Source organism: Acetobacteraceae bacterium, from assembly GCA_039613835.1.
Classification (GTDB): domain Bacteria; phylum Pseudomonadota; class Alphaproteobacteria; order Acetobacterales; family Acetobacteraceae; genus Sorlinia.
Window position 1 is genome coordinate 1691448 of record CP154827.1, and the last position, 13368, is coordinate 1704815.

At 56.4% G+C, this 13368-nt stretch carries 14 protein-coding genes, 1 tRNA gene and 5 pseudogenes; 9 read left to right on the forward strand and 11 right to left on the reverse strand.

All coding sequences use genetic code 11. The features are described 5' to 3' along the window. The first annotated feature begins 31 nt into the window (after positions 1 to 31). The 3 genes from AAYR33_09385 to AAYR33_09395 are packed head-to-tail and all read left to right on the forward strand — an operon-like array spanning position 32 to position 1751. Positions 32 to 394 carry a TonB-dependent receptor gene (locus tag AAYR33_09385; protein XAO72454.1) on the forward strand — a complete coding sequence of 121 codons (363 nt, stop codon included), beginning with the start codon at positions 32 to 34 and terminating at the stop codon, positions 392 to 394. Continuing rightward, a complete protein-coding gene (locus AAYR33_09390; GenBank protein XAO72455.1) occupies positions 316 to 1080 on the forward strand; it encodes a M3 family metallopeptidase in 765 nt (254 codons plus the stop codon). The genes AAYR33_09385 and AAYR33_09390 overlap by 79 nt, the downstream gene beginning before the upstream one ends. Further along, positions 978 to 1751 carry a M3 family metallopeptidase gene (locus AAYR33_09395; GenBank protein ID XAO71176.1) on the forward strand — a complete coding sequence of 258 codons (774 nt, stop codon included), beginning with the start codon at positions 978 to 980 and terminating at the stop codon, positions 1749 to 1751. The genes AAYR33_09390 and AAYR33_09395 overlap by 103 nt, the downstream gene beginning before the upstream one ends. 226 nt (positions 1752 to 1977) lie before the next feature. Here AAYR33_09395 and AAYR33_09400 read toward each other — a convergent pair whose 3' ends face one another. Continuing rightward, the gene (locus AAYR33_09400; GenBank protein XAO71177.1) at positions 1978 to 2145 is read right to left on the reverse strand and encodes a hypothetical protein; all 168 of its coding nucleotides are present in this window, start codon (positions 2143 to 2145) and stop codon (positions 1978 to 1980) included. A 231-nt stretch (positions 2146 to 2376) separates the two neighbouring features. Here AAYR33_09400 and AAYR33_09405 point away from each other — a divergent pair, with 231 nt between their 5' ends. Then, entirely contained in the window at positions 2377 to 3171 is a 795-nt protein-coding gene (locus AAYR33_09405) for an aldo/keto reductase (protein ID XAO72456.1), read from the forward strand. 48 nt (positions 3172 to 3219) lie between these two features. Here AAYR33_09405 and AAYR33_09410 read toward each other — a convergent pair whose 3' ends face one another. Then, entirely contained in the window at positions 3220 to 4710 is a 1491-nt protein-coding gene (locus AAYR33_09410) for a replicative DNA helicase (protein XAO71178.1), read from the reverse strand. Between the two features lie 189 nt (positions 4711 to 4899). On the opposite strand from AAYR33_09410, the pseudogene AAYR33_09415 reads away from it, so the two are divergent. Continuing rightward, a pseudogene (locus AAYR33_09415) lies at positions 4900 to 5106 on the forward strand (MgtC/SapB family protein). Between the two features lie 239 nt (positions 5107 to 5345). After that, on the forward strand, positions 5346 to 5978 hold the full coding sequence (gene gmk / locus AAYR33_09420; protein XAO71179.1) for a guanylate kinase: 633 nt from the start codon (positions 5346 to 5348) through the stop codon (positions 5976 to 5978). Here gmk and AAYR33_09425 read toward each other — a convergent pair. After that, positions 5888 to 6364, reverse strand: a complete 477-nt coding sequence (locus AAYR33_09425) for a helix-turn-helix domain-containing protein (protein XAO71180.1) — start codon at positions 6362 to 6364, stop codon at positions 5888 to 5890. The genes gmk and AAYR33_09425 overlap by 91 nt on opposite strands. Before the next feature lie 264 nt (positions 6365 to 6628). Between AAYR33_09425 and AAYR33_09430 the strand changes: the two are divergent. The 3 genes and pseudogenes from AAYR33_09430 to AAYR33_09440 all read left to right on the forward strand — a co-directional run bounded on the left by AAYR33_09430 (position 6629) and on the right by AAYR33_09440 (position 8812). Continuing rightward, positions 6629 to 7344, forward strand: a pseudogene (locus tag AAYR33_09430) (OmpW family outer membrane protein). 274 nt (positions 7345 to 7618) lie between these two features. Continuing rightward, on the forward strand, positions 7619 to 7843 hold the full coding sequence (locus AAYR33_09435; GenBank protein XAO71181.1) for a hypothetical protein: 225 nt from the start codon (positions 7619 to 7621) through the stop codon (positions 7841 to 7843). 18 nt (positions 7844 to 7861) lie between these two features. After that, positions 7862 to 8812 (forward strand): annotated as a pseudogene (locus AAYR33_09440) (MFS transporter). Positions 8813 to 8864: 52 nt separating this feature from the next. Here the strand turns inward: AAYR33_09440 and AAYR33_09445 are convergent. The 8 genes and pseudogenes from AAYR33_09445 to hisG form a co-directional block, all read right to left on the reverse strand. Beyond that, positions 8865 to 8940, reverse strand: a tRNA-Phe gene (locus AAYR33_09445). Positions 8941 to 8990: 50 nt separating this feature from the next. Continuing rightward, complete coding sequence (gene yacG / locus AAYR33_09450) at positions 8991 to 9176, reverse strand: DNA gyrase inhibitor YacG (protein ID XAO71182.1); 186 nt, start codon at positions 9174 to 9176, stop codon at positions 8991 to 8993. After that, positions 9176 to 10015: a ribonuclease E/G gene (locus tag AAYR33_09455; GenBank protein XAO71183.1), complete on the reverse strand. Its 840-nt coding sequence runs from the start codon at positions 10013 to 10015 to the stop codon at positions 9176 to 9178. The genes yacG and AAYR33_09455 overlap by 1 nt, the downstream gene beginning before the upstream one ends. Next, complete coding sequence (locus AAYR33_09460) at positions 10012 to 10242, reverse strand: hypothetical protein (GenBank protein XAO71184.1); 231 nt, start codon at positions 10240 to 10242, stop codon at positions 10012 to 10014. The genes AAYR33_09455 and AAYR33_09460 overlap by 4 nt, the downstream gene beginning before the upstream one ends. Positions 10243 to 10303: 61 nt before the next feature. Further along, on the reverse strand, positions 10304 to 10948 hold the full coding sequence (locus tag AAYR33_09465) for a Maf family nucleotide pyrophosphatase (protein XAO71185.1): 645 nt from the start codon (positions 10946 to 10948) through the stop codon (positions 10304 to 10306). Positions 10949 to 10951: 3 nt separating this feature from the next. Further along, positions 10952 to 11170, reverse strand: a complete 219-nt coding sequence (gene infA / locus AAYR33_09470) for a translation initiation factor IF-1 (protein XAO72457.1) — start codon at positions 11168 to 11170, stop codon at positions 10952 to 10954. 145 nt (positions 11171 to 11315) lie between these two features. After that, positions 11316 to 12603 (reverse strand): annotated as a pseudogene (gene hisD, locus AAYR33_09475) (histidinol dehydrogenase). Continuing rightward, a pseudogene (gene hisG / locus AAYR33_09480) lies at positions 12600 to 13303 on the reverse strand (ATP phosphoribosyltransferase). The pseudogenes hisD and hisG overlap by 4 nt, the downstream one beginning before the upstream one ends. Between the last annotated feature and the right edge of the window lie 65 nt (positions 13304 to 13368).

The following is a 13368-nucleotide window of genomic DNA, read 5'->3' on the forward strand; positions in this document are numbered from 1 at the left end:
GGGCCACCTAAACCAGGCTCAGGTGATTTTGATGGGGCAGGTCGCAACCGGCGCCTGGCGCCATCATGTAACGGCCGGGATCGCCTGGCAGGGGTTGGAGAAATTCCTCCCTTATGACTTTAAAACGATCAATCTCGGAATGCAGAATCTATATCGCCCTATCCTGCCTCAAAGTTGGCAGGGATCATTCAACACGGCGACATATCACACCTACCATTCGGACCAAACCGGGTTTTTCCTGAGTGATACATTGGATTTCAGCCCTAAATGGTCCCTGCTTGCCGGATTGCGATACTCGATTTTCGGCCAGAAAAGCTGGGATGCGCAGCAAGTCTCAAGTTCCGAGCGTGCCCATCCGCTGACCCCGACCGTCGCCCTGCTTTATCATCCGTAGCGGAATACGACCTTCTATGGACGCGGCAGGCTCTCTTTGAGAAGAGCTGGACGCGTGCGGAACAAAACGATGGCAATGACGCGCGTGCGCTGATCGTGCGCATCGCGCACCTCCGGGTCGAAAAGGCGCGGCTGCGCGGCTTCAAGAATTACGCCGCCTACCAGCTGGAAAATCAGATGGCCAAGACGCCTGAAGCAGCGAACGACTTCATGAGCCAACTCGTCGCGTCAACCCGTGCCGCGCAGGATGAGGAAGAGCAGGCTCTCACGCAGCTGATAAAGGCAGAATGCAGCACGTTCAGCCTCGCGCCGTGGGACTGGGATTTTTACGCGGATAAATTACGCAGAAAAACGCTGGGCTATAGTGAGGGTGATCTTAAGCCTTATTTTGAGCTGAAGATTGTGCTTGAAGACGGGGTTTTCTACGCCGCGACATCGTTGTACGGCATCACTTTCAATCAACGCCATGATATTCCGGTCTATCAATCCGACGTGGTGGTTTATGAGGTGCGCGATAAGGATGATGCGCCCTTGGGGCTGACGTATTTCGATTATTTTGCGCGCGACAATAAATTTGGCGGCGCATGGATGTCGAATTTCATGGAGCAATCGAAGCTCTTGAAGCAAAACCCGTCATTTATAATGTCGGCAATTTCGTTAAGGCAGCGCCGGGCCAGCCGCAATTGATCACGTTCGATGATGTGATCACGATGTTCCATGAGTTCGGGCACGCTTTGCATGGACTCTTTGCCGATCAGGTTTATCCTTCCGTGTCCGGCACAAATGTCGCGCGCGATTTTGTGGAATTTCCGTCGCAATTTAATGAAAACTGGGCGCTCTACCCGAAAGTCTTCGCCCATTATGCCCGCCATTATCAGACCGGCGCGACCACGCCTGAGCCATTGCAGAAAAAATTATTCGACGCACGTCATTTCAATGCCGGTTATCGCCTCGGTGAAGTCGTATCCGCCGCCATGCTGGATATGAAGTGGCACACCATGTCGCCTAATCGCAAAATCAAGGATGTTGATCGTTTCGAAAGCAACATGCTGGAAAAAAGCGGGCTCGACACGGCCCACGTGCCACCGCGCTATCGCAGCCCCTACTTTCTGCATATCTGGGGAAATGGGTATCAGGCCGGTTACTATGCTTATCTCTGGACCCAGATGCTGGACCATGACGCTTTTGACTGGTTCAGGAAGCATGGCGGTTTGACGCGGGCGAATGGCCAGCGCTTCCGGGACCTCGTGCTTTCCCGTGGTCATACGGAGAATTACGACGCGATGTTTGAGGCCTTTACGGGTCATACGCCCGACATCAAGCCCATGCTCGATTTTTACGGGTTGAAAGCGGACTGATTGTCCACCTGCGATCTGTAAAGGGCGCGCTGCCCGGGCATGACAAAGATGACTCAGTTGCGCCGCCTTCACCCCTGTCAATGACGTGCAAGGCGCGCGCATAAGGAGTGGAGGTCTGAGGAAAGGGTTTAAATCGCGGTTTATATTCTTATTTAAGAAGGGATAGTTCAAGCGCGGCGTCTCGCGAGGGACGATGAGACTCGGTAAGAAGGTAGAATTTATGGTGTCACGCCCGAACCGAAGCCGGTCGCGGCACGGCGCGAAACCCCTCTCCAGGGGAGATATCGAAAGCGCGGCGCAAGCTGGGCCTCACGCAGAAGGAGGCGGCCGCGACGATCTTCTCATCCTGTCTGACCTGGGGCAGGATTGGGAAAGCGGGATGCGGCGTATGCACCCCGCCTTCTGGGCGTTATTTCGTTTGAAAACCGGACAAATCGCGCCTGACTCTTCTTAAAATTGTATGCTCGCTAAGCCGGGATGCGGCGCGGGTGTTTCGGGCGCCCGAACATCTCCGCCCCGTCAGGCACGAAATTTCACATGACTTGTAAAAGACGACAAGGAGGCTTTTATGCCGAAATCTGATCCTACCATTCAGCATGCGAATGCGCCGGACTTCACCCTCAAAATGCTCGACGGAAAAGCCATCCCGCAACTTGGCCTCGGCGTTTATAAGACGCCAGCGGATGAGACGGCGGATATTGTCGATTTCGCGGCAGGGGTCGGGTATAAAATGGTCGACACCGCCGCATTTTACCATAATGAGGAAGGCGTCGGTCAGGCGGTCAAACGCCATCATGACCTTTTCGTTACGACCAAATTATGGAATACGGGCCATGGTTATGATGCGGCCCGCCGCGCCTTTGATGAGAGCATGAAGAAGCTCAGCCTTGACGTGCTGGATCTCTACCTCATCCACTGGCCCGCGCCGAAAAACAACCTTTATGTCGAGACGTGGAAGGCGCTCATTGATCTGAAAAAAGAAGGCCGTATTCGGTCAATCGGCGTTTCGAACTTCAATGTTGATCATCTTGAGCAGATCATCCATGAAACGGGTGAAGTGCCGGTCATCAATCAGATTGAGCTGCACCCGGCTTACCAACAGCGCCAATTGCGCGCCTTTCATGAAAAACATGAGATCATCACAGAATCATGGAGTCCTCTTGGTCGTGGCACCAATCTCGATAATGATGTGATCCAGAAGATCGCGAAGAAACACGGAAAATCACCGGCGCAAATCGTGATCCGCTGGCATCTTGATCAGGGCCTCGTCGTAATCCCGAAATCATCGAACCACCAGCACCTCCGGGAAAATATCGACGTGTTCGATTTTCAACTGGACGCGTCCGACCTTGCTGGCATTGAAGAAATGGACCGGGCTGATGGACGCGTCGGGCCTGACCCGATGACAGCGGATTTCTGAGGCGGTTCTAACCCCAACTGACGGCACCCGAGGTCAAAACGGGTGCCGTCACACTTCGTGGTGCGTGTCGAGATCAGCGAAGCGCGTGAATTCTCCTTCAAAGTAGAGGGGGATGGTCCCGGTCGGGCCGTGACGCTGTTTCTCCAGGATCAGCTCAGCCTTATTATGGACGAGGTCCATTTTACGGTGCCAGTCATCCAAAGCCGCCTGATATTTCTCCGCGCCTTCATAGGTCGTCTCTTTCGGCATACGCTGTTTGAGGTAATATTCCTCGCGATAGACGAACATGACGGCATCGGCATCCTGCTCAATCGAGCCGGACTCACGCAGGTCCGACAGCATCGGTCTTTTATCCTCCCGCGACTCCACCTGACGGGAAAGCTGAGACAGTGCGATAACCGGCACGGACAATTCCTTCGCGATGGCTTTTAGCCCCTGCGTGATCAACGAGATTTCCAGCACCCGGCTTTCCGGCCTTGTCCCGACGGCGGGGCGCATTAATTGCAGATAATCCACGACAACGAGGCTCAGCCCTTTTGTGCGGGCCAGACGGCGGCAGCGCGTCCGCATCGCGGAGAGGCTGATGGCCGGCGTCTCATCAATGAAAAGGGGCAATTCCTGAAGTTCACGCGTCACGCGTACAAACCGGTCAAATTCCTTCTGACCAATATCCCCGCGACGAATACGCTCACTCGAAATTTCCGCCTGCGCGGAGAGGATACGTGTCGCAAGCTGTTCCGATGACATTTCGAGCGAGAAAATCGCGACTGAACCGCGCGGCTGCGTGTTGCTGTCCGTCGCTTCCTGCATCAAGGTGCGCGCGGCGGAAAAAGCGATTTTCGTGGCCAAAGCGGTTTTGCCCATCGCGGGACGCCCGGCGATAATCAACAAGTCGGACGGGTGCAGCCCGCCGGTTTTCTTGTCAAAATCCCGTAAGCCGGACGTCAGGCCACTGACATCACCCGTGCGCAGGAAAGCGTGTTCCGCCACCTCCAACGCTGTTGCCAACGCGCGATCAAACGCGACAAACCCGCCATCCTGACCCTTATCCGTCGCGAGTTTAAAAAGCGTCTCTTCCGCCGCCTCAATCTGCTCGGAGCCCGCAAGCTCCGTCGTGGCGCCATAGGCGTTATTGACGACGTTCTCACCAATATCGATGAGTTGCCGTCTGATCCAGGCATCATGGATGGCGCGGCCATACTCCCCCGCATTGACGATACCCACCATGGAAGCGAGTAATTTCCCCAGATAGGCGGTGCCGCCTACCGGCTCCAACATCCCGGAATGTTCAAAATCCGCCCGCATCGTGATCGGGTCCGCCAGCATCCCACGATCAATCCGCCGGGCAATCGCGCCGTAGATCTTGCCGTGCACCGCGTTCGCGAAATGCTCCGCCGCCAGAAAATCCGAGACGTGCTCATAGGCTTTGTTATTTGTCAGAAGCGCGCCCAGTAACGCCATCTCGGCCTCCAGATTGGCGGGCGGGGTGCGGCGGACAAGTTCATCGAGCAATGTATCGGTTGCGGTTTTATCAGTCATGGGCAGGGTTATCTCGGCATGTCACGGGGTCATCTATAGAGGGCATGTGGTTCCCTTTCACGTGTCCAGTCGTTATAACGTTGCGAGAGGCCAAGTGGGTAGCCCTTCGCATCGTGAATTACAAAAACCGGGGAGGCGCGGCCCTTGATATCGATTTGGCCCGTCGGGCAGAATAGTGGTGATGGATGGATGCAGGTGATGGAACTGATTCTCGCCTTCATCCTGTCCGCGATTATCGGGCTCGAGCGGGAATACCACCAGAAGAGCGCGGGATTCCGCACTTATACGCTGGTCGGTGTTGCGGCAGCGCTCTTCATGATCGTCTCCAAATATGGCTTCATCGACGTGCTCTCGACGGGCCGCATCGTTCTCGACTCGTCACGTGTAGCAGCGCAAACGTGTCAATGACGGCGTTATCGTCGTCAGGGGGTATGAGGCCCTTCACGTGCGTCAGGATCGAAACAATAATAAAGGATATCTCGCCTTGTCGTTTCTTCTGCGCGGCCGAAGTGACTACGGTGTCCTGATCAATCATCTCATGCAGGTCAATGGTGTCCGAACGACCTGGAGCGAGGAGCCGAGTAAAAGATGGGTCTGAAAGCTGCGCTAGTTGCGCGGCGGAAAAGGTTGGGGGCATGAAAGATGTGATTAAAAGGCGCGGTGTGTGTCTGATTATTTCCGCGCCATCCGGTGCGGGGAAATCGACGATCGCCAATGCCTTGCGTGCGTCTGAATCACGTCTGATGCACTCCGTTTCCGTGACGACCCGTCTGCCGCGTCCAGGCGAGAAAGAGGGCGTGCATTATCATTTCCGGGACCGAAAAGCTTATGACGAGATGATCGCACAGGGCGATCTGCTGGAATGGGCGGAAGTGTTCGGCCATGGTTACGGGACGCCGCGCCCCCCGGCCGAAGAAGCGCTCGCGGAAGGTTATGATATGGTCTTTGATATTGACTGGCAGGGACACCGGTTGATGCGGGCCGCCTTGCCCGACGACGTCGTGAGCATCTTCATCCTCCCCCCCTCAATTGAGGAGCTGGAACGTCGCCTGCGCGGACGTCAGTCCGACTCCAATGAGACAATTGAAAACCGAATGCGCGCCGCGCAGAATGAATTGTCGCATTGGGCGGAATTTGATCACAATATTGTCAATGATGATCTCGACCACGCCATACGTCAGACGAAAGCGGTGTTGAGGGCGGCGCGACTGCGTACGGCGCGGCAGATCGGTTTGCACGCGTTCATAAAACGTTTTTTCCCATCCTGACGCGTGTAGCTGCGGTTCCGAGCGTCAGAAGGACGGCGCTTCGACGTGATGTCATCATCGGCGAGCGCTGACAAAGCGTCGATATCCTGAATCAGAACGTTGCGCGTGTGGGGGATATGGATCAGCCCCTGACGTTGAAATGCCGAGAAGGTACGGCTGACTGTCTCGATGGTCAGGCCCAGATAATCGGCGATATCCATCCGCGTCATTGGCAAGGCAAGGTGACCGAGAGCCGCCTTATTAAGGAGGAAGCGCTCTCTCAGAAAACTGGCGAGGCGCTCACTGGCGGTTTTGCGACCGAGCAAAAGCATCCGCTTCTGCGCATGGACAAGCTCGCGCGAGGCACAGACGCTGCATTCTTCCTTATCATTGGGAAGTATCGGCATTTCGGATTCGGGTTTTAGCATACAAGGAGAAAAACTCATCATTCAGCGCCTGCGCCACATATGTGGTATTACTGCAACAGTTTGAAATTAAGGATAGCCTATTGATCTTGATCAAGGAAGCCTTTTACTTTCTGTCAAATAATTGCGCCGTTGAAATTGCTTTATCAGGGTGCGATATGACCTTCTCCATCAAAAGCTGCCTGGCCGCCATAACAGGCTCCTTCCTCTCGGCGGCGACGTTTCAAGGTCGCCCATGCGCGACAGGCAGCGTCTCCAGCCAGTCAGGCTTACGTCAATGCACCATTGACGACGACGCAGGGTATGCCGCCGAAGGCAGCGATGTCGGACCATGCTTGTGGGATCTTCAAAACCTGTTCCTCCACCAAGATCGGTTTCGGCAAAGGTGATTTCATCGTCCGCCTTTCCGCGCTGGGTGTCCTGCCGCAAGACATGAATAGTAAAGTCTGGCTCGCGAACAAACCGATCTCGGGCCATATTTCAACGACAAACCAGGTCATGCCGGAACTGACCTTCACGTATTTCTTGACGGATAATCTCTCAGTCGATCTCATCGCGGTTAGCACGCGTCATGAAGTGGCGGCGCAAGGGACACCATTGGGGAAGATCGATGTGGCAGCGCCTGGGCCCTTCCGCCGACCATAACTTTTGCGTGGCATTTCCGTCCGCATAAGCGCTTCAACCCTTATATCGGCGTCGGCGGGACACTGGCCTGGTTCCATAATATGAGCCCCGTTGGCGGCGTTGTGCAAAAGCTCAATGTCGGCTTCACAGGTGGCCTATCGGTCAATGCAGGGTTTGATTATCAACTCGTCGGGAATTGGTTCTTCAATTTCGACGTCAAGCAGATCTTCATGCGTATGCATGCATGGGCCAATGATAATGGGAGTCCGACCTTCATCAAGGCGCATAACGCGCTCAATCCGACACTTGTCGCTGCCGGTATTGAATATCGGTTTTAAACGCGTAACCTCTATCCTCGACGCGATCGAACGTGGCATTTAAAGCAGCGGCCCGGTTTTCCGGGCCGCTTTTGCGTTCAACGTGGCACGTCGGCGTTGCACCGTGAAGCGCCGTCCTTGCCTGACCCCACGCCCTTGTGGCATGAGCTGACATCTTGAAATCAGGCGCGCGATACACGGGTTGGCGTGCCCATCAAGCGCCATCATTCCGGGGCACCGAATTTTCGCGGTCACGCTTCATCAGATCAAATAGCGCATAGAGGAAGGGTAAGGCGTGTCAACGCTTTTGACGTCACCACGGGACAAGCTCCCTGTTGGTGAACTTGTTGCGCTCGCGATGGCGGGTTTTCTGGCCATTATCATCGAAACAATGCCCGCGGGCCTCATGCCGACGATCGCATCAGAGCTCGATATTTCGAACGCCATGACGGGCCAGATGGTAACAATATACGCGTTCGGTTCGACAATCGCGGCTCTGCCTCTCACGGCTTTGACGTAGGGTTTCCGTCGTAAACCATTATTGCTCCTCGGCATCACCGGCTTTCTGGTTATGAACACCATCGCGGCCATAACGCACCATTTTGGCCTCATCCTCTCGGCGCGCTTTCTTGCCGGGTTATACGCCGGGCTGGTCTGGGGGCTTCAGGCAGGTTACGCCAAACGGCTGGTGACATCGCGCCCGCAAGGCAAGGCGCTGGCCATTGCGATGGCGGGCGTGCCGCTGGCTTTTTCCGTCGGGACGCCGACCGGCGTCGCAGTGGGGAACCTGATCGGCTGGCAGGAGGCGTTTCTTTTCATCTCCGGCGTGGCCTTCTTATTGGCTCTCTGGGTGGCATATCACCTGCCCGACCTCGCCGGGCAACGTGCCGACAAACGTTTGTCCCCCCTGAACGTCCTGAAAATTCCCGGCATCACCACCGTTTTATCCCTGACGATGGCATGGGTGGGGGCGTATAATATACTCTACACTTATATCGCGCCTTTCACGTCAATCTCCGGCCTTCAGACGCATGTCAGCGCGTTACTGCTTTTATTTGGCGTGTCTTCGCTGGCAGGAGTCTGGCTCGCCGGTGTCCTGACGGAAAAACCTCTGAAAACCATTATCCTACTGGCACTCTCCGTGTTCCTGCTGATGACGGTCGTGACTTCACTCTTCTCGCAGCATCCTTATGTCATTATTATTATTATGATGGTGCTTTGGGGCCTGTCCTATGGCAGGGCCGGGACATTTATCCAACTAGCGTCTGCTTCCGTCGCGGGGGAAGGGATTGATCTCGCCAGTGCGATGATTTCCACCGTCTGGAACAGCGCGATCACACTGGCAGGATTGTTGGGCGGGATGGCACTGACGCATGGCGGCCCGAAAGCCATTAGCCTATCGATGATCCCGATCATCTGCGCAGGAATTGTGATCGTCCTGAAGGCCAGAACGGGGGCGTTTGCGCCGCGTCGCACTGAGGCACGATAACGAGTTGACGGAAATTGCGCAAAGGGGGGGCAGCGCCTCAAAGTGAGGCAGATGGTGCCCAAGGGCGGGATCGAACCACCGACACTGCGATTTTCAGTCGCATGCTCTACCAGCTGAGCTACTTGGGCACAGCGCCCTGATGACGCTGCGCACGGTTTAGTGGATGTAGGAAGGTTGATCAAGTGGCATCTTGATCTTTTTCACCCTCACTTTCCTCATGAGACGGGATTTCATCTTCCTGCGCCAACGGAACGCGGTAATTCCCGCGAAACCAATTGCCAAGGTCGAAATCGGCACAGCGTTTACTGCAGAAGGGACGGTAAAGGGCGACACTGTCTTTACGACAGATCGGGCATTGCGACATCAGGAAAAACTCCAATGCGCGGGAGGGTAATCCGGAATGGCCATGAGGGGAAGTTCATATCCCAGGATTCGCGACACATCTTCCAGAGCTGCGACAGCTTTTTGCAAAGCATCGATAATGGCGAGGGACGCTTTCAGACATAATTTTTGATTGGTAGGCATGCCCGATAAGGTGCGTACGACCTGCCGCAAGGCGGCGAGCCCGATACCGTGTGGTGATGAAAGAAGCTCATGCAAAGGGGGTCGACGCCCGGGTCGGGTCAATTCCAGCAAGCCGGACGGTGTCGCGCCGAAATCGTGCGGTTTGAGCGGATCGTCCCGAAAAGCATTTTGCAAAAAGGGGATCAGTGCGGCGCGCTTGCGCGTGGATACGCCCGCCGGGTCGATCAGGATGACGCCATTGATGTTGCGCAGGCGGATCTCTTGGGCAAGCGCCGGGAAGATCGCGATATTGCGGTCAAATTGCGAACGTGCCGAGGCGGCGGTGTCAGCGTCATTGAGATCAATCGCATAAAGTGCCGCGCTCGGCGTCACGCGCGCGCTCATATCGTCAGAGAATGCGATGTCCTCGTGCGTGAGGGCGCTCCATTGGTCCCTTATATCCTCATCAAAGGCACAGGCGACACGTTCCAATCGTGGGCGCAGGTCTGGCGGCAGACGGGCCGCGAGGGACGGCGTATCGATGAGGATCCGGACTTCAGGATAGCGCGCTGCCATTTCCTCCAACGGGTTCGGCCCTTGCTGAAGGCAGGTCGGCGCGTCACATGTGGCGTCAGACTGGAGCGGCTGGAGGCGCGCGCCCTTACCGCCCTGCGCGGCGTGCGTGACGCGGGCTGTCACCAGGGCACCTTCCGGAAAACGCCGGTGACAAACACATCTTCGCCCGTCGATATCCGGCCGAAAGCGCCTTTCATAATGGGAACGGGGCGGATGATTCGCACGCAATGAATATCGCCAAAACCATCCGGTTTGCCGGGGCGCCATAATGAGTAATCAACGAGCACGCCATCAAGGAGGGCGGCGATGCGCGCCTCACTGGGGCTCCAATCCACCGCGATTTTCATCATGATCACCATTCTTTCCTTGGGCGTTCTGAGGTCGTCAAACCGCTTTGCCCTCTCGGTTCTGTCAAGTGCGGTGAGATGTCGCGGACTCCGTTATGCCCGGTCGAAACCAAGGGTGAGGCTGACCTTGTAAAAGCTGAGACGTTTCAAAGAGGGGGAGCCCGATCACGGCGGACGGGCTTCCGGAAACAAAGCAGATGAATCGCGCGGCCATTCCCTGCAAAGCATAGCCACCTGCTTTGCCTTGCCAGTCTCCGGCCGCGATCAGCGCCTCAATATGGTGCGGCGTCAGGCAGGAAAAGGCGACTTTTGACGCCACCATACGGGAGGCGCATCGTCCTTTCGCCAGGGCTTTCGAGGGGCGAATTGAAATGGCTGTGTAAACTGTATGACGACGCCCGGAGAGAAGCGCCAGATATTCTCTTGCCTGTTGCGGGTTCTCAGCTTTCGGGAGGACGCGACGCCCGACAGCCACGATCGTATCCGCCGCCAGGATCAGAGCGGGACGGTCAAGCTGGTCCGCGATGACCCGTGCTTTCGCATCTGCGAGCCGGATGGCGCAGGCACGTGGAAGCTCACCTTTCAACGGTGTCTCATCAAGTTTCGCCGGAAGGATCTCGTCCGGCTCCAGGCCGATCTGCCGCAGCAATGCGACGCGCCGCGGCGAGGCGGAGGCGAGAATCAGGGCAGGATGTGGGGAGATAGCCACGCGTCACTTAAAGCGGAACGTAATTCGACCTTTAGAAAGATCATAAGGCGTCATTTCAACATTGACGCGATCACCTGCCAGGACGCGAATGCGGTTTTTGCGCATTTTGCCGCTTGTATGGGCAAGGATCGTGTGCTCATTGTCTAAAGTGACGCGGAACATGGCATTAGGTAGAAGTTCAGTGACCGTCCCACTGAACTCAATCATATCTTCCTTCGACATTGTGTCTCTTGATACTCCATTCATGTTCTGTTCGGATGTCGCTAATTGCGACAGGCTGCTCAAGCGTATGTGCGAGTCCGCACGGCGCCGTCAAGCAAAACGGCCCGTTCTTATAAATTTTGTCATGCCTCAAAGTTTGCCTGCGTCACTTATGCAGGCGCAAGGCGGTACTCTGTGCATGGGCGTCAAGCCCCTCTGCCCGCGCGAGGATTTCACCGGCAGGGCCGAGCTTCTGCAAACCGTCCTGCGAGGCGCCAATCGTGATGGTGGTGCGCTTCAGAAAATCATAAACGGAAAGCCCTGAAGCGAACCGCGCGGTGCGATTTGTTGGCAGAACGTGGTTGGGACCGCCGACATAGTCACCAATCGCTTCGGGACAATGCCGCTCGAGAAACATAGCCCCGGCATGACGCACCTTGCGGAAAAACCCGTTCGCATCCTCACACATGATTTCAAGATGCTCCGGCGCGATGTCATTGACGAGTTCCGCTGCCTCATCCCAATCCGAGACAGTGATGATCGCGCCGAAATCCGCCCAGGAAGATCCAGCAATCTGACGCCGCGGCAGCGTCTCAAGCGCTTCTGCGACGGCGGCCTCGACATCCGCGGCAAATCGGGCGTCATTTGTGATGAGGATGGCCTGGGCGCGCTCATCATGTTCCGCCTGCGCCAGAAGGTCCATGGCGATAATCTCGGGACGATTATCTTTATCCGCGACAATGACGACTTCGGAAGGCCCGGCGATGGAGTTGATACCGACATGGCCGAACACCTGACGTTTGACCTCCGCGACATAGGCATTGCCCGGCCCGACAATACGATTAACGGGGGGATCCGCTTTGTGCCGTAAGCGAGGGCGGCAACCGCCTGCGCCCCGCCAATGCCGTAAATTTCCTGCACGCCACAAATATCGGCGGCGGCAAGAACGAGGGGGTTGAGGTGGCTGTTCGGCATCGGGACACACATGGCAATGCGTTTCACCCCGGCGACCCATGCGGGCAAGGCGTTCATGAGGACGGAAGACGGATAGGCAGCCTTGCCACCCGGGACATAACAGCCCGACCGCGTCCAGGGGCGTCCAGCGCAGGCCCAGCTCCAGACCGGCCTCATCCGTGTAAAGGACGTTCTGCGGCATCTGGCGCTCATGAAATGATCCGCTCTTCCGCCAAAAGCAGGGCGTCTCTCAAAGCGCCGGGCACTTGCGCGATGGCGTCTCGCCGTTGCTGACGCGTCAGGGCGATCGCGTCCGCATGTAATTCATGGCCATCAAACCGCGCGGTATAGGCCATCACCGCCTCATCCCCACGGGCGCGGACATCACTGATGATGTCGCGCACAGGCGCGGAAACATCCTGCGCGTCACTTTGCCGGACGGAAATCAACGTGTCGAATTGTGAGCGGAATTGTGCATCCCGCGTGGAAAGTTTTTTCACTGGGTATTATTCCGTAAAGCATCCTGGAAGCGGTCAATAAGGGCGGTCACTTCCTGCGGGCGCGTTTTCATGGCGATGCGGTTGACGATGAGACGCGATGAGACGTGCGCGATCACCTCCGTTTCCTCAAGACCATTTGCCCACAATGTCGCCCCTGTATTGACAAGGTCAACGATGACGTGCGCCATGTTCAGGGACGGGGCGAGCTCCATCGCGCCATGGAGATGCACGATCTCGGCATTCATGCCGCGTTGCACGAAATGCTGGCGGGCAATGGCGGGGTGTTTCGTGGCGATACCGATTTTGGAGCTGGGGGCTTCCGCCGCCGTTGCGTGGTTTGCATGCCGCGCGACGCTGATGCGACATGGCCGATCTCAAGATCAAGTGGTGCGTAGATCTCCGGATAATCAAACTCCATGAGAACGTCCGAGCCACAGATGCCGATATCGGCCCCGCTATGCGCCACAAATGTCGCGACATCGAAGGAGCGGACGTGGACGATGTCAATCTGCTTCTCCGTCGTGGGGAAACGCAGGGCGCGCGTCGCCTCATCCGTCGGGCTGGGTGCTGCCAACAACCCTAAGTGATAGAGGAGCGGTTTAAGCGCCTTGAGGATGCGTCCTTTTGGCAAGGCGAGAATCATGCCCCTGCCATGCCGTCCCGATATGGCTGGCGCCAGAATTGTGTGATCATTCACCATTGCGGGCGGACGTTAACATTTTTCAGCCTTCAGACAAACAGATGTTACCGTCAGATGTATAATAG

What these genes read in the sequence shown, in the direction of transcription:
- AAYR33_09385 (XAO72454.1), top strand. Translation starts at nt 32, where the DNA reads ATGGGGCAGGTCGCAACCGGCGCCTGGCGCCATCATGTAACGGCCGGG.
- AAYR33_09395 (XAO71176.1), top strand. Translation starts at nt 978, where the DNA reads ATGGATGTCGAATTTCATGGAGCAATCGAAGCTCTTGAAGCAAAACCC.
- AAYR33_09405 (XAO72456.1), top strand. Translation starts at nt 2,377, where the DNA reads ATGCTCGACGGAAAAGCCATCCCGCAACTTGGCCTCGGCGTTTATAAG.
- AAYR33_09410 (XAO71178.1), bottom strand. Translation starts at nt 4,710, where the DNA reads ATGACTGATAAAACCGCAACCGATACATTGCTCGATGAACTTGTCCGC.
- gmk (XAO71179.1), top strand. Translation starts at nt 5,346, where the DNA reads ATGAAAGATGTGATTAAAAGGCGCGGTGTGTGTCTGATTATTTCCGCG.
- AAYR33_09425 (XAO71180.1), bottom strand. Translation starts at nt 6,364, where the DNA reads ATGCCGATACTTCCCAATGATAAGGAAGAATGCAGCGTCTGTGCCTCG.
- yacG (XAO71182.1), bottom strand. Translation starts at nt 9,176, where the DNA reads ATGTCGCAATGCCCGATCTGTCGTAAAGACAGTGTCGCCCTTTACCGT.
- AAYR33_09460 (XAO71184.1), bottom strand. Translation starts at nt 10,242, where the DNA reads ATGATGAAAATCGCGGTGGATTGGAGCCCCAGTGAGGCGCGCATCGCC.
- infA (XAO72457.1), bottom strand. Translation starts at nt 11,170, where the DNA reads ATGTCGAAGGAAGATATGATTGAGTTCAGTGGGACGGTCACTGAACTT.